The sequence below is a fragment of the Lysinibacillus sp. 1 U-2021 genome, from assembly GCF_029916965.1.
Taxonomy (GTDB): Bacteria; Bacillota; Bacilli; order Bacillales_A; family Planococcaceae; genus Lysinibacillus; species Lysinibacillus capsici.
Genome location: NZ_CP123966.1, coordinates 4029741 through 4051798 on the forward strand (window position 1 = coordinate 4029741; position 22058 = coordinate 4051798).

The 22058-nt window shown below is 38.4% G+C and carries 19 protein-coding genes; 2 read left to right on the forward strand and 17 right to left on the reverse strand.

The features are described from left to right. Positions 1-168 precede the first annotated feature (168 nt). Positions 169-489, forward strand: a complete 321-nt coding sequence (locus tag QH639_RS21360; RefSeq protein WP_054548992.1) for a YflT domain-containing protein — start codon at positions 169-171, stop codon at positions 487-489. 227 nt (positions 490-716) lie between these two features. On the opposite strand, the gene QH639_RS21365 is transcribed toward QH639_RS21360, so the two are convergent. From QH639_RS21365 to QH639_RS21385, 5 genes are all read right to left on the reverse strand, one after another. Further along, the gene (locus QH639_RS21365; protein ID WP_131521980.1) at positions 717-1376 is read right to left on the reverse strand and encodes a zf-HC2 domain-containing protein; all 660 of its coding nucleotides are present in this window, start codon (positions 1374-1376) and stop codon (positions 717-719) included. Then, positions 1363-1857, reverse strand: a complete 495-nt coding sequence (locus QH639_RS21370) for an RNA polymerase sigma factor (RefSeq protein WP_054548990.1) — start codon at positions 1855-1857, stop codon at positions 1363-1365. Before QH639_RS21370 ends, QH639_RS21365 begins: the two co-directional genes overlap by 14 nt. A 262-nt stretch (positions 1858-2119) precedes the next feature. Continuing rightward, on the reverse strand, positions 2120-3088 hold the full coding sequence (locus QH639_RS21375) for a tRNA dihydrouridine synthase (RefSeq protein ID WP_237898742.1): 969 nt from the start codon (positions 3086-3088) through the stop codon (positions 2120-2122). A gap of 309 nt (positions 3089-3397) precedes the next feature. Next, the gene (locus QH639_RS21380) at positions 3398-4381 is read right to left on the reverse strand and encodes a bile acid:sodium symporter family protein (RefSeq protein ID WP_237898743.1); all 984 of its coding nucleotides are present in this window, start codon (positions 4379-4381) and stop codon (positions 3398-3400) included. 11 nt (positions 4382-4392) lie between these two features. Beyond that, a complete protein-coding gene (locus tag QH639_RS21385) occupies positions 4393-5778 on the reverse strand; it encodes an FAD-binding oxidoreductase (protein ID WP_237898745.1) in 1386 nt (461 codons plus the stop codon). Positions 5779-6003: 225 nt separating this feature from the next. Between QH639_RS21385 and QH639_RS21390 the strand changes: the two genes are divergently transcribed. Further along, on the forward strand, positions 6004-6729 hold the full coding sequence (locus QH639_RS21390) for a FadR/GntR family transcriptional regulator (RefSeq protein WP_237898746.1): 726 nt from the start codon (positions 6004-6006) through the stop codon (positions 6727-6729). A gap of 220 nt (positions 6730-6949) precedes the next feature. On the opposite strand, the gene rlmD is transcribed toward QH639_RS21390, so the two are convergent. The 12 genes from rlmD to pcrA all read right to left on the reverse strand — a co-directional run bounded on the left by rlmD (position 6950) and on the right by pcrA (position 22041). After that, complete coding sequence (rlmD, locus tag QH639_RS21395; RefSeq protein WP_237898748.1) at positions 6950-8317, reverse strand: 23S rRNA (uracil(1939)-C(5))-methyltransferase RlmD; 1368 nt, start codon at positions 8315-8317, stop codon at positions 6950-6952. A gap of 109 nt (positions 8318-8426) precedes the next feature. Next, positions 8427-8549, reverse strand: a complete 123-nt coding sequence (gene cydS, locus QH639_RS21400; protein WP_004225690.1) for a cytochrome bd oxidase small subunit CydS family protein — start codon at positions 8547-8549, stop codon at positions 8427-8429. A gap of 13 nt (positions 8550-8562) precedes the next feature. Then, positions 8563-9588, reverse strand: a complete 1026-nt coding sequence (locus tag QH639_RS21405; RefSeq protein ID WP_131521993.1) for a cytochrome d ubiquinol oxidase subunit II — start codon at positions 9586-9588, stop codon at positions 8563-8565. Beyond that, the gene (locus QH639_RS21410) at positions 9585-10931 is read right to left on the reverse strand and encodes a cytochrome ubiquinol oxidase subunit I (RefSeq protein ID WP_131521994.1); all 1347 of its coding nucleotides are present in this window, start codon (positions 10929-10931) and stop codon (positions 9585-9587) included. The genes QH639_RS21405 and QH639_RS21410 overlap by 4 nt, the downstream gene beginning before the upstream one ends. A 432-nt stretch (positions 10932-11363) precedes the next feature. Then, positions 11364-12278 carry a diacylglycerol kinase gene (locus QH639_RS21415; RefSeq protein ID WP_004225701.1) on the reverse strand — a complete coding sequence of 305 codons (915 nt, stop codon included), beginning with the start codon at positions 12276-12278 and terminating at the stop codon, positions 11364-11366. 72 nt (positions 12279-12350) lie between these two features. After that, positions 12351-12914, reverse strand: a complete 564-nt coding sequence (locus QH639_RS21420) for a thioredoxin family protein (RefSeq protein ID WP_131521995.1) — start codon at positions 12912-12914, stop codon at positions 12351-12353. Between the two features lie 157 nt (positions 12915-13071). After that, on the reverse strand, positions 13072-14499 hold the full coding sequence (gene gatB, locus QH639_RS21425; protein WP_048394874.1) for an Asp-tRNA(Asn)/Glu-tRNA(Gln) amidotransferase subunit GatB: 1428 nt from the start codon (positions 14497-14499) through the stop codon (positions 13072-13074). Position 14500: 1 nt separating this feature from the next. Next, a complete protein-coding gene (gene gatA / locus QH639_RS21430; protein WP_131521996.1) occupies positions 14501-15964 on the reverse strand; it encodes an Asp-tRNA(Asn)/Glu-tRNA(Gln) amidotransferase subunit GatA in 1464 nt (487 codons plus the stop codon). A gap of 24 nt (positions 15965-15988) precedes the next feature. Beyond that, positions 15989-16276 (reverse strand): Asp-tRNA(Asn)/Glu-tRNA(Gln) amidotransferase subunit GatC, encoded by a 288-nt coding sequence (gene gatC, locus QH639_RS21435; RefSeq protein ID WP_004225708.1) that lies wholly within the window; start codon positions 16274-16276, stop codon positions 15989-15991. 233 nt (positions 16277-16509) lie between these two features. Then, positions 16510-17649 carry a CamS family sex pheromone protein gene (locus tag QH639_RS21440; RefSeq protein ID WP_131521997.1) on the reverse strand — a complete coding sequence of 380 codons (1140 nt, stop codon included), beginning with the start codon at positions 17647-17649 and terminating at the stop codon, positions 16510-16512. A gap of 118 nt (positions 17650-17767) precedes the next feature. Beyond that, positions 17768-19774 carry an NAD-dependent DNA ligase LigA gene (gene ligA, locus QH639_RS21445; protein ID WP_131521998.1) on the reverse strand — a complete coding sequence of 669 codons (2007 nt, stop codon included), beginning with the start codon at positions 19772-19774 and terminating at the stop codon, positions 17768-17770. 14 nt (positions 19775-19788) lie between these two features. Next, complete coding sequence (pcrA, locus tag QH639_RS21450; RefSeq protein ID WP_131521999.1) at positions 19789-22041, reverse strand: DNA helicase PcrA; 2253 nt, start codon at positions 22039-22041, stop codon at positions 19789-19791. Positions 22042-22058 lie beyond the last annotated feature (17 nt).

The following is a 22058-nucleotide window of genomic DNA, read 5'->3' on the forward strand; positions in this document are numbered from 1 at the left end:
GCTTTGGAATAAAGATTTAGAATAACAACCCCCAATGTTTTCTAGTTGTTCATTAGTATTCCATTAGTTGTTAATGCCACTCTAACATAATTAAAAACTAAAAAGATGTTTTATCCATTCAATTTAGTGGAATAGATTGAATGTGAACATATATAGGAGGGATCAATAATGACAGTCAAATTGACAGTAGAAAACGTAGTACAGGCGAAACAAGAAGTGGAGAAATTAGAAGCACAAGGATATCTTCGAGATAACATTTACATCTTTGCGCACTATGAAGAACGTGAAGATGATATTAACGAAGCACTCGGGACTGAAGAAGCTGGTATTAGCGAGCAAGGGTTCCTGACTTCTCTGAAGAACCTGGTGAATTCCCGTGGAGATGAACTCCGCAACAAGTTAGCTTCTGTCGGATTAAGTGAATCGGAAGCTGCTCAATTCGAAAAGGAACTGGATACAGGTAAATTGGTCATAATTGCCAATAAGTAAAATCAAACCCGGGAATCCAATCCCGGGTTTGTTTCATTTTACACCTTCGTCTCTGTATTCAAGATAGCCTTTCAACTATTGTCAATGATCTGCTCGAGGAAATTTTCTTCTTCTTCATTAAAGAGTCTTCTTTAGCAATATGGTCCTATTCATAAAGAATGACACTTTTCCTTATTACGGAAAAGCACCCGATAATGGAATAACTAAATATGATTTCCATCAGATTATTATTTCTCCCAAATTAATACTGCACGTTCTAAAACTGAATCCCAAGAATCCTTTCCTCCAGGAACCATCTCTTCTGAATCAAATTCCACATAATATACCGCATCGTTATTTCCACTTTCAGGTAGAACAAAGGTATCTTCTTGTCCAAGCCTCTTTTCATCATCAATCAGGTTTCTCGAAGGCGAATCAGCTACTGTTTTTGTATAATAAATAAAACTCACAATCTTTTTCTCTCCATCAATTTCAATTCCCATAGGAAACGTTCCGTGAACACCTGCACGGCTTTTGCCATAATATCGGGAAACCAACTGATGATCATTTTGTCTTTCGATTTTGATCAAATCTTCCGAATAAGAAATAACCGTTTCATAATAGAAAACAGACAAATAGGTCCCTAATAAAATAAGTGCCGTTATGAAAACCGAAGTAATGGAAATGATCACTTTTTTCTTACGCCATTTTTTACTGATCTCTTTAAATTGAAAAGCCTTATTTTCTGCCGGGATATAAAGTTCCTGTTTCATGGTTTCATATTCTTTTTGACATTTTTCACAATGCTGTAAATGTTCGTCTACCATTTCTTTTGTATCTTCACTAACTACCTCATCAACATACAGAGGTAAAACATCTTGAATAATTGTGCATTTAATCTCTTTCATAATTCATCGCCTCCATATACTCGATAATTTGTTTTCTCGCTCTGTAAAAGGTAACCCTTGCCCACCCTGCACTTTTTCCAAAAAGACGTCCTATCTTTTCAAAAGGTAATTCTCCAAAAGTACGTAATGAAAAGACCTCCTTATATGGCTCATTCATCGAGTGAAGAAACTGATGAACCATGAAGGCATCTTCTTCATTCATCAAATGCTTTACAATTTGCACTTCCATACTTGATTCTTCTACTGCACCTGAATCTACTTGTCGTTTCTTTCTTTTGTAGTGTGAGAAATATGTATTTTTCGCAATTGTAAAAAGCCATGCTCGAATATCCTTAGAACCATCAAATTTTTTTATTGCTTTTAATGCCTTAAAAAATGCTTCTTGTGTTATTTCCTCGGCTATGCGCTCATCGTGACTTAATGATAGGATATATAAATAAACTTCTTTAAAGTATTCCTGATAGATTTCCTCAAAGTCCACCTATTTTCACCCCTTTCACTTATATAACTCTTAGAATTTAATTACGTTACAAAAATATGTTATTTTCGATTACCAATCTACAAATGATTCAGGGGCAATATTGTTATTTTCACACATAAAAACAAGAGCCCCCTAGCATCTGACAAAACCTCAATAGCGATAAATTGAAAGGAGCAAAGAAAGGGAAATCTCATCCTCAAATCTTTGCTCCTATTTCTACTGTTATTTACTTGACTTTATTAGTGGTTCCATCATTTCATTGTCATTCAATATTGTTTGATTCAAAGTTGTCTAGCAATACACGCACTTCATCCGTTGATTTTGTGTTCATCAATTGACTTCTTAATTCACCAGCTCCTCTGAATCCTTTGACATAAATTTTGAAGAAGCGATGAAGCCCTGTGATGGAACGTGGTAGTTCTTCCGCGTATTGATCTTGAAGATCGAGCTGCAGTCTTAAAAGATTAAGATACTCTTTACTGCTATGCTCTTTTGGCTCCTTTTCAAAAGCAAAAGGATTTTTAAAAATACCTCGTCCAATCATCACGCCATCAATCCCGTATTGTTCAGCTAGTTGGAGTCCCGTTTGACGGTCAGGAATATCTCCATTGATTGTCAGTAGCGTATTAGGTGCAATACGGTCACGTAGTTTTTTGATTTCCGGAATAAGCTCCCAATGCGCATCTACTAGGCTCATTTCCTTTCTTGTTCGTAGATGAATCGAAAGGTTCGCAATATCCTGTTTTAATATATGCGTTAGCCAATCCTCCCACTCATTTACATCCTTGTAGCCAAGTCGTGTTTTCACGCTAACAGGCAGTCCGCCCGCTTTTGCTGCTTGAATTAATTCTGCCGCCACATCTGGTCGGAGAATAAGGCCACTCCCCTTCCCTCTTGATGCTACATTCGGTACAGGGCAGCCCATGTTAATATCAATGCCTTTAAAACCCAGCTCAGCCATGCCAATACTCATTTCACGGAAATACTCGGGATTATCTCCCCAAATATGTGCCACCATTGGCTGCTCATCTTCTGTAAAGAGCAAACGACCTTGCACACTTTTCTTTCCCTCTGGATGACAGTAGCTATCCGAATTTGTAAACTCAGTAAAAAACACATCTGGTCGACCTGCTTCACTTACAACGTGACGAAACACAACATCTGTCACATCTTCCATCGGTGCCAATACAAAAAATGGTCGTGGTAAATCACGCCAAAAATTATCTATCATGTTAATTCCAAATCCTCTCACTATGGATAAAACTCCATGCTCTCAGTTAAAAATTATAAAGTCAAATGTTACATTTATCTCATTAGCTAATGCAAAAATCAACAATGTTTATTTTAACGAAAATCAGTCCTAAATGGTATTTTAACAAACAAAAAAGTAGATGGTATAGATTGTTTCTACCTCATCTACTTTTATTATACCTAATTTTCATTTCTATATTTTTTCGAATGGATCCATTTGTGAGGTGGATTTAAACAAAATAGATAATATGACTGCACTACTATCGGGTGGAACTCAAATATTTACTTTCTATATTTGAGTTCTGCGGTTATCTTCTTGCATCTGTTTATTATACTGTACCTCTGGTTTCTCTGGTTTTTTCGACCAATAGGTAGCGAGAATCGGACCAGAAATATTATGCCAAACAGCCCCAAGTACACTAGGTAGGGCCGCTAAGGGACCGAAGTGGGCAGTAGCTAACGCTACACCCAGACCAGAGTTCTGCATGCCAACTTCAATTGAAATAGCTCTTCGATTGCTTTCATCGAGGCCTAATACACGAGCTGTTATATAACCAAATAACAATCCGAATGCGTTATGAAGCACTACAGCTGCAAAAATAATGGAGCCTGCCGAAGCGATGGTATCGACATTACCAGCAACAACAGCAGATACAATAATCATAATAGCAACTACTGAAATAAGAGGAATCACATTAATACTTTTTTCTACGATTTGAGGAACAACTCTTCTGATAATAATCCCTAGGATAATAGGGATAATAATTACTTGAATAATTGAAGTAAACATCGCTATGGGATCAACTGGCATCCATTTACCTGCAAGCAATAATAGGATGAATGGTGTGGCAATTGGAGCTAATAATGTCGAAAAGGATGTCATTGTGATGGACAAAGGTACATTTCCTTTAGCTAAATACACCATGACGTTTGAAGCAGTTCCACCTGGTACAGATCCAAGAAGGACTAGCCCTGCAGCTAATTCTGCTGGCAAGTTCATTATATAAGCAATTAAAAAAGCGGAAAGTGGCATGATAACATATTGAGCACATACACCAATAATGACTGGTACTGGATTCGTTATAACCAATTTAAAGTCTACTGCTTTTAGCGTCAGACCCATGCCAAACATAACAATGCCTAGCAAAATCGTGATATACCCCCCAAATATTAAAAAGGGTTCTGGAGCTATAAAGGCAATAACAGCAATACAAATAACCCATATAGCAAAGTATTTACCAGCAATGGTACTAATCGTTTCTAAAATCTTCATATTTCCACTCCCTATATTTTTATTTTCAATATTTTATTCGGATTGAAAAGTGTGTCAGGGTCAAGTGCTTGTTTAATCTTTTCCATCACTAGAAGTGCTTTACCGTGTTCTTTCTCTTGATATTTCTGCTTACCAATGCCCACACCATGTTCTCCTGTGCAAGTTCCTCCTCGTTCTAGTGCATACATCACAATCAACTCATTTAATTCATCAGCTTTCTTTATTTCCTTTGGATCATTCATATCAATCATTAATAGTACATGGAAATTGCCATCACCAACATGTCCAACAACCCCACCTGTAAGCGCTAACATATCAAGTGCTTCTCTTGCATGTTCAATAGCACCTGCTAACTCGGATATCGGTAAGCAAACATCGGTTACCATTAGTTTTTTTCCTGGATGACCATGGACATAGGCATAAGCTAAATTATGGCGAGCTTCCCATAGCTGATTTCGGGCTGCATTATCCATCTCAAATTCAATATTTTTGCAATTATGAGCCGCTACAATCTCTTTCATAAATTCTACATCCTGCCTTAAGCCAGCCTCATTCCCCTCAAACTCTAAAAATAAGGTTGGTTGTTCCTCATAAGCTGTTTGACTATACAAGTTCACTTGCTTCATTGAAGGTTCATCTACAAGTTCAACTCTTGCAATAGGAATTGCCGCTTGTAGAATACTCACAACTCCTTCCACAGCATCATTCACTGTTTCGAAGGACGCTCTAACAGCCATGACACATTCAGGAATACCATAAACTCTTAACGTCAACTCAGTAAAACAACCAAGTGTTCCCTCTGACCCAACAAATAGACCGTTTAAATGATAGCCCGATGAAGATTTCTCTGCTAAATTCCCTGTATGAATCACGGTTCCATCTGACAGAACAACCTCTAAATCTCGAACTTGATCGCGCATAGTTCCATATTTAACAGATGTTGTCCCACTAGCATTTGTTGCAGCCATTCCTCCAATTGTCGCATCTGCTCCTGGGTCTACGGAGAAAAATAATCCATATTTCTTTAACTCTTTATTCAATTGAGAACGTGTCACCCCTGGTTGAACTTTCACAAGAAAGTCCTTCTCTCTAACTTCTACTATTCTGTTCATGAGTGAAAAATCAATTGTTATCCCATGATTATAAGGAATCACATGTCCTTCTAAGCTTGTTCCTCTTCCAAATGGCACTATTGGTACTTTGTATTGATTTGCTATGTTCATTATCTTACTCACTTCTTCTGTCTTTGTCGGAAACACCACAATATCGGGTAGACAGGCACTATGATAGGATTCATCACTGCTATGCTGTTCTAAAATCGTTTGATTAATTGTCACTTCAATTTCTGGAAGAACATTTCGTAGGGCCCTCACTAATTCTTCATTTGTAATAATCATTTTTTCCTTCCCCTTTTGCTCTCATAGTATTTGGATTGTTTAATTGATAAATTTATATGTCATACCAATTCACCGTATTCTTAAAATTGGTCCAACCTTTTTACATTGTACTAAATATTCAGAAAATATCAACTATTAATTTTTTTCGTAAATTGATAAACATGCTGTATTTCTGTATGATTAAAGCGTTTATAGTACTATGTATTTAAGGTGGTGAGATAGGTAATGCCTCAACCAAAGAAAAAAGCGTATCAGGTAATCGTTGATCAAATAAAGGAATATTTTTTAAATGGTGAATTACAGCCTGGGGATAAACTCCCGACAGAAAGAGAATTAGCGAGTCGTTTTAATGTCAGTCGGACATCCGTAAGAGAGGCACTTCGAAAGCTTGAAATAAAGGGATTTATTGAAATTAAACAAGGCAGTGGTAGCTTTATTAAAACAGTAGAATCCCATACTTTAGGTGAAGAGCTTTCCTCTACAATTATAAATACTGAAAAAAAATTAATTTATGAAATGTTGGAGCTTCGCCAAGCACTTGAAGTAGAATGTGCCTTTTTAGCTTCCCGACGAGCTACTTCTGTAGACTTAGAACGAATAAGCAAAGCATTAGACATGATGGATCAAGGTAAAAATGATGTAGAATTAGGAATTCAAGCAGACCTAAGTTTCCATCATAATATTGTACTCGCTTCACATAACTCTATATTTTTGCAATTATTTCAAACCCTTAGTGAGCATATGCAAGACACAATCCGAGCTACCCGCAGACAACGCTTGGAAGATCCAGAACGAACGCAAGAAACCATCGATGAACATAAAAAAATTTACTTAGCCATTGCTTCTGGAGATGCGAACCAAGCTAAGCAACTCATGGAAAACCATATCACGCAAATAAGACGAGAATTGACAGAGTCTCTTTTAAGTCATATTGGAGAAAAAAACAATTAAACTAGAGATACACAATTATATATAGTTTATAAGTGATGGGATGTTCTGAATGGTTTTTGTCAATGTGAATTGACTCAATTAGTGAAGGTTTCAGATGGAAGAAATTACATCGAAAAAAACTCGGATTCGTATTTGATCGAATCCGAGTTTTTATTGATTTTAACTAAATTCCGTCCTAAAACGGTAATTTTTATATTGTATAGATGAGTTTAGTAATGTGTTACACATTTAACTTAAGCCATGCCACGGCTTCACAATGCGTCGAATGCGGGAACATATCCACTGGCTGGATTTCCTGCGTTTGATAGCCGCCATCCTCTAAAATGCGAAGATCACGTGCTAGTGTGGCTGGGTTACAGGATACGTAGACCACTCGTTTTGGTCGTTGCTCTAGTATCGTAGTTAGCAGTGCTTCATCGCAGCCTTTGCGCGGTGGATCGACGACTAGTACGTCTGCTTCCTTGCCTTCTTTATACCATCTTGGGATAACTTCCTCTGCTGGGCCTGCTTCAAAATAAGTATTTGTAAAGCCATTAAGCAGTGCGTTGCGTTTGGCATCTTCAATCGCTTGTGGGACAATTTCCACGCCCATGACAGCCTTTGCTTTTTGAGCAAGGAATAAAGAGATCGTACCAATTCCACAATACGCATCAATGACACGTTCATCTCCCTGCAAGTCAGCATAATCTAGTGCTTGCTTGTAGAGGACCTCTGTTTGCTCTGGATTGACTTGATAGAAGGAGCGAGCAGAGATTTCAAAACGTACGTCACCAATTGTATCAATAATAACGTCTTTACCCCAAAGGTTGATTGTGTCATCACCAAAAATAACATTGGTTTTCTCACTATTCACATTTTGCATAATTGATGTAACGTTTGGCACTAGCTTTTGGATTACTGCAATAGCTGCCTCTTTTTGTGGGAACTTTTTCTTTTTCGTTACAAGGACAACCATGACTTCGCCTGTTGCTCGTGCTTTACGGATAACGACATGACGCAACATCCCTTCATGTGTATGCTCATTATAAGAGCGAACACCTAACGTTGCTAATTCCTTTTTCAAGCCTGCAAGAATAGCATCTGCTTCTCCTGTTTGAATTAAACAGCGATCCATATCCACAATGCTATGCGTTTTTGTTTTATAAAAGCCTGCAATCGCTTGTCCAGCTTCATTTTCAGAGAAAGGAATTTGTGCTTTATTACGGTAGTGCCAAGGTTCTTTCATACCTTTTACTGGGTGAACAGGTGCATGAATTTTACCAATCCGCTGCATCACATTGCGCACCATATTTTCTTTCCATTTTAGCTGCCCCTCATAGGATAAATGCTGTAATTGACAGCCGCCACACTGCTTGAAGTAATCACATGGAGCTTCAACACGGTCTGGAGATGGCTTGATAATATCTATTACCTTTGCAAAGCCATAGTTTTTTAATGTTTTTAACACATGGATTTCGGCCGTTTCGTTTGGCAGTGCGCCTTGTATGAATAGTGGATAACCTTCAACCTTTGCGACACCATTGCCATCATGCGTTAGATCTTCTATATAAACTGAAAGTCGTTCATTTTTTTTTACGGGTGCTGACATTCGTACATCCTCCATTTCAATCTCCTTATTGTAGCATGTGTTGGCGAATGAAAAAAGAACAAGACTTGGCTGTTGCGTGTCTCTGCTAATTAACTTGAAAAAAGAGTCGCTATTCGCGACTCTTTTCCTGCTCTTTTGTAATATGATAATCCCTTGGTGCCCACCAAAATGCACACAAGATCCCAAGTATGACGACAATAAAAGGTGCATAAAAAATTAAAAAACTTTGCATATGTGCTTTCCTCCTATGCGTGATTGTCTTCTTTTCCTGTCACATATTTTTTATTGAATAAGAATAGTTTCATCAATAAATAAAGTGAAGGAAGAAGAAGACACAGTCCTAAAATAAATGCGATAACTAAAGCAATCGCCATTTGTGTGCTTGTAAAGCTATCGTAAATGGTTAAATACGGATACAGTAGGTATGGATATTGAGCTATTCCATAAGCAAAGAAGGCTACGGCAAATTGAGCAATCAGGAGCCCAACTGCAAGTCCGTACTTTTTACGCATGGCAATGAGTACGACTGTGACAATAAATAAGACAGCTGAAATCGCAAACATCCACCATAAATTTACCATATGACTGTAGCTCTCTGGGTTGATGGATTTCATTTCATACATAATGCCAAGCGCACTAATCATTAGCGGTGCTGCCCACACAAGAGCATATTTTCTCATCAGTTTCGTTGCTTCGCTATCATTTGCTTTATGCGCGTACCATGTTAAAAATACGGCTGAAATATACAATACAGCAGCGATACTGAGTACCACTATGCTCCAAGCAAATGGACTTGTATATAAAGTCCAGTAGTTCAGCATAGGCTGCCCATCAATTACATCAACATAGCCTCCACCAGCAATGGCAAAGACAACGGATAAAGAAGCGGGAATTAATAAACCTGCTACACCATATGTCAGTGTATATCCGATATGGCCTCGTGTACCATACGATTCAAAGGCATAATAGGAGCCTCGAATTGCCAATAGTACAAGCGAAATACTAACGGGCACAAGTAAAATCGTTCCGTAATAAAAAGCGGTTTGCGGGAAAAATCCTACGATTCCTACAAAGAAGAATACTAAAAAGACATTGGTAACTTCCCAAACAGGCGATAAATAACGTTTAATAATATTTGTTAAAATATGATTTTTTCCAATAAGTAGACTGTATGCATTAAAGAAGCCAGCACCAAAATCGATTGATGCGACAATGACATAGCCAAATAGGAATATCCATAATACTGAAATACCTAAAATCTCTAACGTCATAGGATGTCACCGCCTTTTTCAGAGTGGCGATCTTCAATCTCGCGTTCGATTGGGTTCTTTTTAAACATTCTTACCAATACGACAATACTTCCCACTGCTAATACTGCATAGACGCCTGCGAATAAAAGCAGCATTAAATCGACATGGTCGCTCGTCGTAGCTCCCTCAGGTGTACGCATTAGTCCATAAAGTATCCATGGTTGACGTCCAACTTCGGCAAGCCACCAACCTGCTTCAATGGCGATAATTGATAGTGGTCCACCCGCTACGATAATCCATCTATACCATCTTGAATGAATAAACTGCCAGCCCCGTGCTTTCCCTACAACATAAAGTAATGAAACTAGCAGCATAAACATACCAATGGAAACCATGATATCAAAGAGATAGTGAATATAGAGTGGCGGTAGATCCTCTTCCTCAAATTGATCTAAGCCGATTACCTCTGCATTAGGATTAAAATGTGCAAGAATGCTTAAAGCATACGGAATTTTAATAGCATATTTAACTTCTTCTCCATCTAAGACACCAAATAATACAAGAGACGCCTTACCTTCTGTTTCAAAATGCCATTCTGCTGCTGCTAGTTTTTCGGGTTGATATTCGGCTAAGTATTTTCCTGAAAAATCTCCAATCACAGCGGCTGCTATGGAGAAAATCAAGCCAATTTTCATTAGTAAAAGTAGTGATTTTTTATGGTATACATGCTTCGAGCCTTTTAACATTCTAAATCCTGCAATAGCTGCTAGCACAAAAGCCGATGTCATGTACGCTGTCACAAGTACATGTGCAACCTTCGTTGGCATGGCGGGGTTAAACATTGCAAGAAAAGGTTGAATATTAACAAGTTCTCCGTCTACGATATCAAATCCTCTTGGTGCGTTCATAAAAGCATTAACGATTGTGATAAAGACTGCTGACATGGATGCTCCGACAGCAACAGGGATTAACAGAAGCATATGCTTTTTCTGACTATCAAAGCGATCCCAAGTATATAAATAGATGCCCAAGAATATCGCCTCAAAGAAAAATGCAAACGTTTCCATAAAAAGTGGTAACGCAATTGTTTGACCAGCGAGTTGCATAAAATTAGGCCACAATAATGATAGTTGTAAGCCGATTGCGGTTCCAGTTACCACACCGACTGCTACAGTAATGACAAAACCACGGGCCCAACGTCTTGCCATTAAGATATAATGTTCATCATTCTTTTTATACCCAGTCCATTGAGCAATCATAATCATTAACGGGACACCCACACCAATTGTTGCATAAATAATATGGAACGATAATGTTAACTCCGTTAATGCTCGGCTCCAATAGACCGCTGATTCATTAATCATCTCATTGCCCCCTTAACTTCCAAATATTCTTCCAAGAATAGAAAGTAGCATAATGATTGCAACACCAAAGCTTAGCCATATAAGCTTCTTTTCTTGTGACTTATACAAAGGCAACACTTCCTTTCCCTTATCCATACCCCCATTTTCCACTATTCCAACGAAAAAAACCTTAATAACGGACCGAAACTTCAGTCTATTATTAAGGTTTCAAATTTTGTTCAAGTAATATACGCACATTTGCCAAACATTTTTCTAATTTCATTCACATTCTTACTTCTAAAGCTTAGTTTATGGGATTTAGCCAGTTTTATTCTAATGATGGAATTTTAATTTGGAGCGGCCTCACCTCCTTTGAGAGCGCTTCAAGCAATCAACCAAAAAATACAAAATAAAGCTCATCCTCAATAAAATCGGATGAGCTTTTCGGGTTCATTAAATACGGTCTTCCTCTCGAATATCTGCGAGTGGAACAAAGATTTCGATGTGACGCTTTAGGTTTTCAAATGTAGCAGGAGCGTCTCCGCCATATTCGCCATCGAGGTTAAGGTGGACCTCATTTTCTGTAGTCACTTTGACAACACTAGCTTTCTTGTAGATGACACGATCATCATTTAAATGTTCGCCTCTTAGTGCCATGGCAGCTAGCTGAATAAATTCAGGAAGACTTACCTTCTTTAGCACTATTAAAGTAAAGTAACCATCATTAATGCTTGCATCAGGAGCTAGTTTTTCAAAGCCGCCTACTGAATTCGTTAACCCACATAGGAACATCATAGCGTCGCCATCAAATACTTCGCCATCATATTCAATGCGCATATGTGAGGCTTTGATGGATGGAATCATCTCAACTGCCTTTACATAATAGGCTAGCTGACCAAGCATTGTTTTCATTTTGCTTGGTACTTCGTAAGTAAGCTCTGTAATACGTCCGCCAGCAGCAATATTGATGAAATAGCGTTCGCCATTTAAGAGACCAACATCCACTGGCAATGTGTCGCCTTGAATAATAATGTCTACTGCCTCTTCAATATTTCGAGGGATATGCACGGCACGGGCAAAATCATTTGTAGTGCCCATTGGAATTAGACCAACTTTCGGACGGTTTTCAAATGGACTTACACCTGAAACAACTTCATTTAATGTGCCATCTCCACCAACTGCGATGATGATATCAAAACCGCGTTCTACCGCATTTTTTGCTGCAAGCGTTGCATCGCCTTCACATGTTGTTGCGTGACAGGATGTCTCATAGCCTGCTACCTCTAGTTTTTCCAACACCTCTGGTAGATGTTTCTTAAACACTTCGCGTCCAGATGTAGGATTATAAATGATTCTTGCTCGTTTCATAACATACCTTCCTGCTTCATAAGATTCTACTTCATTCAACGATTTATACGTTGAAATGTTGCAATGCTCTTGTTATTTTTGTAATGCTTCTGTTACTTGCTTCTTAAAGTCCTCATAAACATATATCCAATATGTTTGATTGGAGATATTTTCCTCACGAATTTCTGCATACAGAGCCTTTTGAGCCTCTTCAAAGGTTGGATCTTCTTTATCTGGTAAGCTTGCTCGTTTCGTTACGACGAACTCTTGTAATTCAGGTGCACGTGGTCCCCATTTTCCAATCACTTCTCCAGCATCATCTAATAATAGATAAATTGGAATTGCACGACCACCGTTTGTTAAATAACGATCAATTAGCTCTGTATCAGCATCACGGAAAACGGTACGCATATCTAATCCTGCCGCTTCAGCAATACGGCGAATAATTGGATTATTTAACATTGCGTCTCCGCACCAATCCTCTGTAATCGTTAAAATTTTAGGTTGTTTTTCTTTTAATAACGCAATAAAACCATCGTTTGTTGGTACTTCAAAGCCATCATAAATACGAAAGCTTTCTTCTTTTAACGTCGTCATGTTCTCCATATATTGCTGTATTGATATAGCTTCATTAAAATACTGTTGTTCTGTTTTCATTGGCTCGTCCCCCTTATTACTGTCTATTCTATATTTTGCTATGGATACGCTTTTTAAACAACTATTAAGTTTCACAAAATGCAAATTTGTTACATTTTTGAATAGTAATAGCCGAGGGAGCAATGAAGCTCTCTCGGCTATTATGTTACAACGAGTATTATCGTTTGGCAATTTCTTGTTGTAATAATTTATTAACCATTGGTGGGTTAGCTTGACCTTTTGTTGCCTTCATAATTTGACCAACTAAGAAGCCAATCGCACGGTCTTTACCATTTTTGAAGTCCTCGATAGATTGAGCATTGTTATCTAAAACTTCTGTTACGATTGCTAGTAATGCACCTTCATCGGAAATTTGCACTAAGCCTTTTGCTTTCACAATATCCTGTGCAGAGCCACCGTTTTCTACCAATTCAGCAAATACTTTTTTACCGATCTTAGAAGAAATTGTACCGTCCGTGATTAATTTTACCATTTCAGCAAGGTTTTCTGGTGTTAATGCAGTATCTTTTAGATCTTTTTGCTCTGCGTTTAAATAAGCAGAAACATCACCCATTAACCAGTTAGCAGAAAGCTTAGCATCTGCCCCATTTGCTACCATTGCCTCAAAGAAGTCTGAGATTTCTTTAGAGATAACAAGAACTCCAGCATCATAAGGTGTTAAGCCTAGTTCTTCAACATAGCGTTTTTTACGAGCATCTGGAAGCTCTGGAATTTCAGATTTCACACGCTCTAACCACGCATCATCAATTGAAAGACGAACTAAGTCTGGCTCTGGGAAGTAACGGTAATCATCTGTTCCCTCTTTAACACGCATTAAAATTGTTTTACCTGTTTTTTCATCAAAACGACGTGTTTCTTGCTCAATCACGCCACCAGATAATAATACATCTGCTTGACGTAATTCTTCATGCTCTAAACCACGACGAACATAGTTGAAGGAGTTCAGGTTTTTAAGCTCTGTTTTTGTACCAAATTCTTCTTGACCATAAGGACGAATAGAAATATTGGCATCACAACGTAATGAGCCTTCTTCCATCTTACAATCAGATACGTCAGTATATTGAATAATCGATTTTAATTTTTCGAGATATGCATACGCTTCGTTTGGTGTACGAATATCTGGCTCAGAAACGATTTCAACAAGCGGTGTTCCTTGACGGTTAAAGTCAACTAGTGAATGGTCACCAGCATGTGAAAGCTTACCAGCGTCTTCTTCCATATGAAGACGCGTGATACCGATACGTTTTGTATAGCCGTCTACTTCAATATCAATCCAACCATTTTTACCGATTGGTTTATCGAATTGTGAAATTTGATAAGCTTTCGGATTATCTGGATAGAAGTAGTTTTTACGGTCAAACTTTGTTTCTTGTTCGATTTCCATATTGAGTGCAAGTGCTGCACGCATAGCGAAATCTACTACATTTTTGTTCAGGACTGGTAGGACCCCAGGATAGCCTAAATCGATTACTGTTGTATTTGTATTTGGTTCAGCACCAAAGTGAGCTGGTGCTGGTGAGAAGATTTTTGAGTTAGTCTTCAACTCAACGTGTACTTCTAAACCAATGACTGTTTCAAAGTTCATGTTATTTTCCCTCCCACATTTGAGGAACTTCTTTATGGAACTCAGTTGCTTGTTCAAAAGCATGAGCCACACGGTAAATAGTCGCTTCATCGAAATATTTACCAATTATTTGTAAACCTAATGGTAGATCGTTTTCAAAGCCACAAGGAATTGAAATCGCTGGTACACCTGCTAAGTTCATCGGGATTGTTAAAATATCGTTTGCATACATTGTCATTGGATCATCAACATTTTCACCAATCTTGAATGCTGGTGTTGGAGCTGTTGGACCAATGATAACATCAAAGTCTTCAAATACTTTATCGTAGTCTGCTTTGATCAGTGTACGTGCTTGTTGTGCCTTTTTGTAGTACGCATCATACGTACCTGCACTTAGTGAGTAAGTACCTAGCATGATACGTCGTTTTACTTCATCACCAAAGCCTTGTGCACGCGTTTCTTTATAAAGGTCCATTAAATTTGTTACGTTTTCTGCACGGAAACCATAGCGGATACCATCGAAACGAGATAAGTTAGAAGACGCTTCAGATGAAGAAAGGATATAGTACGCAGCTAGTGCATATTTCGAGTGAGGAAGTGATACCTCTTCTACAGTAGCGCCTAAGCCTTTTAATACCTCTAATGCCGCAAGCACTGATTGACGAGCTGCTTCACCAACGCCTTCACCAAGGAATTCTTTTGGCACAGCGATACGTAAGCCCTTAACATCACCAGTAAGAGCTGCAGCGTAATTTGGCACCTCAACATTCGCGGAAGTCGAATCATTTGGATCTAATCCAGCGATAGCTTCTAGTAATAGCGCATTATCTTCAACATTGCGTGTAATTGGTCCAATTTGATCTAGAGAAGATGCGAATGCAACGAGACCAAAACGAGATACACGACCATATGTAGGTTTCATCCCTACAACACCACAGTAAGCTGCAGGTTGACGGATTGAACCACCTGTATCTGATCCAAGAGAGAATGGTACTTCACCAGCTGCTACAGCTGCTGCAGATGCACCTGAAGAGCCTCCTGGTACGTGGTTTAAATTCCATGGATTTTTTGTTGTTTTATAGTATGAGTTTTCGTTTGAAGAACCCATTGCAAATTCATCCATGTTTAATTTACCAACTGTAATCATGCCAGCTTCACGTAGCTTGTTGACAACAGTTGCATCATAGATTGGCATAAAGCCTTCTAGAATTTTAGAGGCACATGTTGTTTCTAAGCCTTCTGTTACGATGTTGTCTTTCACACCGATCGGTAGACCGAATAATGGTCCACGCTTTTCAAATGGTACTTTATCCATTTCAGCAGCTTGAGCAGTTGCTTTTTCTTCGTTTGAAGCAAGGAATGCTTGTACATCGCCATCAAGCTTTGCAATACGCTCGTATGCTTCTTTCGTTAAGTCAGCGATTGATAAGTTACCCGCTTTAATTTCTGCTTGTAACTCCTTAGCTGAACGTTCAAATAGCGTCATGAGGAATCCTCCTATGTTTTAGTATTACATGATAGCTGGTACTTTTACTTGACCATCTTCTTGTTCTTTTACGTTTAACATCATTACTTCGCGGTCTAAACCTTTTACTGCTACATCTTCACGCATTACATTCACTAATGGTAAAACGTGCGTTGTTGGTTCAACATTTGTTGTATCCAGTTCATTTAACTGCTCCGCAAAGTCTGTAATTTTACCAAGCTGTTCAGCAAATTTCTCTGCTTCTTCTTCTGTAATTGCAAGACGTGCTAAATTTGCCACGTGCTTTACTTCTTCTTTTGTTAATTTAGCCATTTTTCACACCTCCGAATACTTGTTCAATTCATTGTTTTTATTGATAACAATAGGGTTGAATAAAGTTAACCATGCCAATAATCATAACATTTTTCATTTTAAAAATCACAACTTTCACTAAAAATATAGAAACTTTCACTACTATAACAAAGTGTTGTCGCTATCATCCTGTTGTGTTCCTCTATTTCAATCCATTACCATAAAAAATATAGTCAGCACAAAGGCTGACTATATTAATCATAGACATGCACGTAAGGGTCCTTGTCATTGGCCTTTTTAATGATTAGTGCCTCAGGACCATTCACTGAAGTAACACTCACTTCCACATGAATATTATCAAATTGATTGATTAAAATCCCTGTTAAATATTGCGTAAATCCTATTATCTCTGCTTTACCGAAAAATTGGATTGGAATTTCAATCGAAAGATTTTGAATTTGTTTATTACGATAGAAACCAGTACCGATCACACTTGTATAGTTAGAAAAATATTTATCAACATCTTGTTTGAAGTTCTTGAAGTTATTGTTGATATCTCGGTATACATCTTGTGAATCATCTGTTGGGAACAAGACGTAATTTTCATCTATACCTTCCCAATCAGCAATGCTGTTCTGTCCAGCTTTTGCTACACCATAGCTAAAGTATGTCCCTGGAATAATTTGATTACGGGCTTGCTGCTTAAACAAACCGACCACAATCGGTACATCCTTTAACTCTTCACGTGAACGTAAACGGGAAACGATTTCAGCAGCCATTTTTTTGCCTTGCTCAATAAGAGTAGACTCTGAAATTGGTTTCTCGTAATATTCGCCATACTGTTCTTTTTGATAATAATAGATAGAATTTAAGGCAAGACCAATTGAAATCCCACCTAGTTTCACTTTATTATCATTCGTTTTTGTTAAGTAGTTTTGCTCTACAATATGAGATAAATAAACTGGAGCCTTTGTTGCTCGCTCCTCTGGTGTCATTGTGTCTGTTGTCGGTGGATTTAATCCATCCTCTGTTTGTGAACTACGAGCAAGCCAAGAGCTTACTGTACTTTCAGCTAAATATTGACCTTCTTGGAAGTAGTAGTTATCTGTGTCGAACTCATTTTGAGATAAACGCATTAAACCTGATTCAACTTCCTTCATATCATATTTCGTATAAATATTAGATACCACTAGACCTCTACTTGCACTCTCTTTATAAGGGATAAGCGTCTTATAATAAGATTCATCAATTTGTATGCTTGGGATAATTGTTGTTTCAGCTTTTTCTTTCTGTTGCGTTTCCTGTGTAAGCTCTGTCTCCTTCTTGTCAGAAGGCACACAGCCGACTAGCATTGCAGCAGCTACGATTGCTGGAATGAGTCGAAAAGACTTCATTATTTAGTGCTCCTTTACTAATAGTCAATTTTAGGTCGACGAAACTACTCGACGCCTTGATGTAACGGTTGTGCACTCGACATCGCTTCCTATTCATAAAAGGGAAGATATCATGCACTTATTCGATGAGGTTAAGTTGTTCAATTAAGTTATCTTCAGTCCAAACTTCGATACCCAATTGCTCAGCCTTTGTTAGTTTAGAGCCTGCATCCGTACCTGCGATCACTAGATCTGTTTTTTTGCTGACACTACCCGTGACTGTACCACCTAACTCTTCTATTTTCGCTTTTGCTTCGTTGCGTGTCAATTGCTCAAGTTTACCAGTTAAGACAATTGTTTTACCTGCAAAAGGACTATCACCAATCGCCACTTCTACTTTTTTACCTTTGTATGTCATATTAACGCCTGCAGCAGCAAGACGCTCAATAACTGCTCGTGCATCTTCATTTGAGAAATACTCCACTAACGATGAAGCCATTTTATCTCCAATTTCATAAATTGCCACAAGCTGCTCCTCTGTTGCAGCCATCACCGCTTCCATTGAACCAAATTCCTCTGATACGATTTTGGCTGCTTTTTCACCAACATGACGAATTCCTAGTCCAATTAATAAACGCTCCATCGAATTTTCCTTCGATTCTTGAATAGCATTTACTAAATTAGTTGCTGATTTTTCGCCCATACGCTCCAATTCCACAAGTTGCTCCACCGTTAAATGATACAAGTCAGAAACATCATGTATTAAATCTGCACGCAATAATTGCTCCACTACTTTATCCCCAAGACCGTCAATATTCATCGCGTTCCGAGAAACAAAATATTTTATGCTTTCTGCAATTTGAGCAAAGCAGGCAGGATTTACACAGCGCAGGGCAACTTCGCCTTCAATACGAATCAATTCACTATCACAAACAGGGCAATTTTTTGGCATGACAAAAGGGACTGAATCCTCAGGACGTTGTTCTATTAGTACACCTACAACTTGAGGGATAATGTCTCCAGCTTTTCGAATAATAACTGTATCTCCAAGACGAATATCCTTATCTCGAATTAAATCCTCATTGTGTAAAGAAGCACGCTGAACCGTCGTCCCCGCTACTTGTACGGGGGTTAAAATCGCTGTAGGAGTAACAACACCTGTACGACCTACTGTTAAATCAATATCAAGTAACGTAGTAACAACTTCCTCTGCAGGAAATTTATAGGCAATCGCCCAGCGTGGACTCTTTGCTGTATAACCTAGTTCATCTTGCTGAGCATAACGGTCAACTTTAATAACAATTCCGTCAATCTCGTAAGCCAATTTTGGACGGTTTTCTGTCCAATGTTCTATAAAGGCCATTACCTCTTCAATAGTAGAGCATCGTTGGCGTTCTTTATTGGAAGGGAAGCCTAAGCCTTCTAAATAATCAAGCATTTCAGCATGACCGTCGATACCGTATACTTCACCGTCTCCGCCAATGGCATAGATAAACGTTGATAGTTGGCGACTGGCCGCAATTTTAGGGTCTAACTGACGTAATGAGCCAGCAGCCGCATTACGTGGATTAGCAAACAACTCCTCACCATTGTCAGCACGTTGGGCATTTAAGTTTTCAAAGGATTTTTTCGGCATATACGCCTCACCACGTACTTCAATCGTAATGGGTTCCTTTAAACGAAGGGGAATCGCACGGATGGTCTTTAAATTGGCGGTAATATCTTCTCCTACCACACCATCTCCTCTTGTAGCCCCTTGTACAAACATGCCATTTTCATATTTTAATGAAATAGCCAAACCATCTATTTTCAGCTCACATACATAAGAAAATTGATCTCCGATAGCCTGACGCACTTTACGATCGAATTCTCGCAAATCCGCTTCATGAAAAGCATTTGAAAGACTAAGCATCGGGTAATCATGCGTTACTTTTTTAAAGCCCTCTACCACTGCTCCACCAACACGCTGCGTAGGAGAATCCGGGTAAATAAGGGATGGGTTCGCTTCTTCTAATGCAATCAGTTCCTGTAATAGCTGGTCATAGACACTATCTGCTACGACAGGTTTATCTAAAACATAATAGGCATAACCATATTCATGCAATAATTTATTTAACTCCGCTATACGCTGTTCTATTTCGTTCATTTACGTTCCTCCGCTTACGCTTTTTCAATCGGTGCAAATTGAGCAAGTAATCGTTTAATACCAATTGGTTGTGGGAATGCGATATCGAGCTCTGTACTATCACCTTCACCTTTTACACTAACAACCATACCTGTTCCCCATTTTTTATGAATCGCCTTATCTCCAGCCTTCCATCCAAATTGATCTCCACCCGTTGCTTGTAAACGTGCTGTGGCAGGTTGTGTTTGCTGAATAGCACCAAGTGTACGCTTTTGATGACCACCTGTTGAACGATTGTTAGTAGCAAATGGTACTGTTGATGTTGTCCCTGCCTTAGAAATTGACTCTGTAATATCTTGAGAAATTTCACCTAAAAATCGGGAGGCATTATTAAAGCTTGAACGACCAAAAATCGTACGGCTTTGGGCACATGTTAAATATAGACGTTCCTCAGCACGGGTCACACCTACGTACATAAGGCGGCGTTCCTCTTCCATTTCATCTTGATCGTCAAGTGAGCGGGAATGTGGGAAGATGTTTTCCTCCATACCGATAATAAAGACAACTGGGAACTCTAAGCCTTTAGCTGCATGCATCGTCATTAAAATAATATTGCCCTTGGATGCATCCTCTTTGTCGAGTGCATCAATATCAGCTATAAGGGCTAAATCGGTTAAAAAGGCAATTAAGCTTTTATCATCACTGCGCTCTTCAAAAGCCTTTGTGACAGATAAAAACTCTTCAATATTTTCTAAACGGCTTTCTGCTTCAATTGTTTTTTCGTTTTGTAACATTGCTCGATAACCCGATTTGTCAATAACTTGCTCCACAATTTCAGTGACAGATAGATATTCCTGCATTTGTGTAAAGCCTTTAATCATGGCATAAAATTGCTCAGCCGAATTTGCTGCTTTCCCTGATAGTCCCATGAAAACAAGATCATTCATCGCGTCAAAAATCGAACGATCCTGATCTATTGCATAACGTGCCATTTTTTCAAAGGAAGTTGCACCTATACTGCGCTTTGGCTCATTAATAATACGTGCTAGTGATAAATCATCATCATTATTGGCAATAAGTCGTAAATATGCTAGTAAGTCCTTTATCTCTTTACGATCATAGAACTTTGTTCCGCCTACTATTTGATAGGCCATATTGGACTTAACAAGTACTTCCTCCATTACGCGAGATTGAGCGTTTGTACGATATAAAATAGCAAAGTCATCAAATGAACGATTTTCTTTTTCAATTAGCTGTTGAATTGTTTGTACAACAAATTGTGCTTCCTCTTGCTCGTTATAAGCTTTATATAGCGCAATCTTTTCACCTTCTGAATTTTCTGTGCGTAATTCTTTTGGGTAACGTGTTGTATTATTTTGAATGACGTCATTAGCTGCCTGTAGGATGCGTTTAGTTGAACGATAATTTTGCTCTAGCATAATCACCTTTGCAGTTGGATAATCCTTTTCGAAGGATAGAATATTCCCAATATCTGCACCACGCCAACGATAGATAGACTGATCGGAATCACCTACAACACAAATATTTTTAAATTTCTTTGCTAGTAACTGTACAAGTAAATACTGAGATTTATTGGTATCTTGATATTCATCGACATGAATATATTGAAATTTATTTTGATAATATTCAAGCACTTCTGGTACACGTTTAAACAACGTAATCGTCGTCATAATCAAATCATCAAAATCAAGGGATTGGTTGCGGCGTAATCTTTTCTCATAGCCTTTATAGACACGTGCAACTGTTTGTTCATAAGGATTCTTATCGTTCATTTGACCTGCATAATCATCCGCTGCTATACACTCGTTTTTTGCTGCACTAATAGCATTTAAAACTGCTCGTGGCTCAAAACGTTTTGGGTCAATATTTTCTTCCTTCATCACATTTTTGATGACTGAAAGCTGATCCGTAGAATCTAAAATAGAGAAGTTACGGGAAATGCCTAGTTGATCGATATTACGACGTAAAATTCTTACACACATAGAGTGGAAAGTAGATACCCACATACTATCGCCCGTACCATTACCAAGAATGCCATCAATACGTTCACGCATTTCTCGTGCTGCTTTATTTGTAAATGTAATCGCTAAAATTTTAGAAGGATATACTTCCTTTTCAATCACTAGGTAAGCAATACGATGTGTTAAAACTCGTGTTTTTCCTGACCCAGCACCTGCCATAATGAGTAATGGTCCTTCAGTTGTTTTAACTGCTCTTTCCTGTTCAGGATTCATGCCTGCTAGTAAATTTTTTGTTAACTGTTCCATTTCGCACCGCCTTACAA

What these genes read in the sequence shown, in the direction of transcription:
- QH639_RS21360 (WP_054548992.1), top strand. Translation starts at nt 169, where the DNA reads ATGACAGTCAAATTGACAGTAGAAAACGTAGTACAGGCGAAACAAGAA.
- QH639_RS21365 (WP_131521980.1), bottom strand. Translation starts at nt 1,376, where the DNA reads ATGAAAGAGATTAAATGCACAATTATTCAAGATGTTTTACCTCTGTAT.
- QH639_RS21375 (WP_237898742.1), bottom strand. Translation starts at nt 3,088, where the DNA reads ATGATAGATAATTTTTGGCGTGATTTACCACGACCATTTTTTGTATTG.
- QH639_RS21380 (WP_237898743.1), bottom strand. Translation starts at nt 4,381, where the DNA reads ATGAAGATTTTAGAAACGATTAGTACCATTGCTGGTAAATACTTTGCT.
- QH639_RS21385 (WP_237898745.1), bottom strand. Translation starts at nt 5,778, where the DNA reads ATGATTATTACAAATGAAGAATTAGTGAGGGCCCTACGAAATGTTCTT.
- QH639_RS21390 (WP_237898746.1), top strand. Translation starts at nt 6,004, where the DNA reads ATGCCTCAACCAAAGAAAAAAGCGTATCAGGTAATCGTTGATCAAATA.
- rlmD (WP_237898748.1), bottom strand. Translation starts at nt 8,317, where the DNA reads ATGTCAGCACCCGTAAAAAAAAATGAACGACTTTCAGTTTATATAGAA.
- cydS (WP_004225690.1), bottom strand. Translation starts at nt 8,549, where the DNA reads ATGCAAAGTTTTTTAATTTTTTATGCACCTTTTATTGTCGTCATACTT.
- QH639_RS21405 (WP_131521993.1), bottom strand. Translation starts at nt 9,588, where the DNA reads ATGACGTTAGAGATTTTAGGTATTTCAGTATTATGGATATTCCTATTT.
- QH639_RS21410 (WP_131521994.1), bottom strand. Translation starts at nt 10,931, where the DNA reads ATGATTAATGAATCAGCGGTCTATTGGAGCCGAGCATTAACGGAGTTA.
- QH639_RS21415 (WP_004225701.1), bottom strand. Translation starts at nt 12,278, where the DNA reads ATGAAACGAGCAAGAATCATTTATAATCCTACATCTGGACGCGAAGTG.
- QH639_RS21420 (WP_131521995.1), bottom strand. Translation starts at nt 12,914, where the DNA reads ATGAAAACAGAACAACAGTATTTTAATGAAGCTATATCAATACAGCAA.
- gatB (WP_048394874.1), bottom strand. Translation starts at nt 14,499, where the DNA reads ATGAACTTTGAAACAGTCATTGGTTTAGAAGTACACGTTGAGTTGAAG.
- gatA (WP_131521996.1), bottom strand. Translation starts at nt 15,964, where the DNA reads ATGACGCTATTTGAACGTTCAGCTAAGGAGTTACAAGCAGAAATTAAA.
- gatC (WP_004225708.1), bottom strand. Translation starts at nt 16,276, where the DNA reads ATGGCTAAATTAACAAAAGAAGAAGTAAAGCACGTGGCAAATTTAGCA.
- QH639_RS21440 (WP_131521997.1), bottom strand. Translation starts at nt 17,649, where the DNA reads ATGAAGTCTTTTCGACTCATTCCAGCAATCGTAGCTGCTGCAATGCTA.
- ligA (WP_131521998.1), bottom strand. Translation starts at nt 19,774, where the DNA reads ATGAACGAAATAGAACAGCGTATAGCGGAGTTAAATAAATTATTGCAT.
- pcrA (WP_131521999.1), bottom strand. Translation starts at nt 22,041, where the DNA reads ATGGAACAGTTAACAAAAAATTTACTAGCAGGCATGAATCCTGAACAG.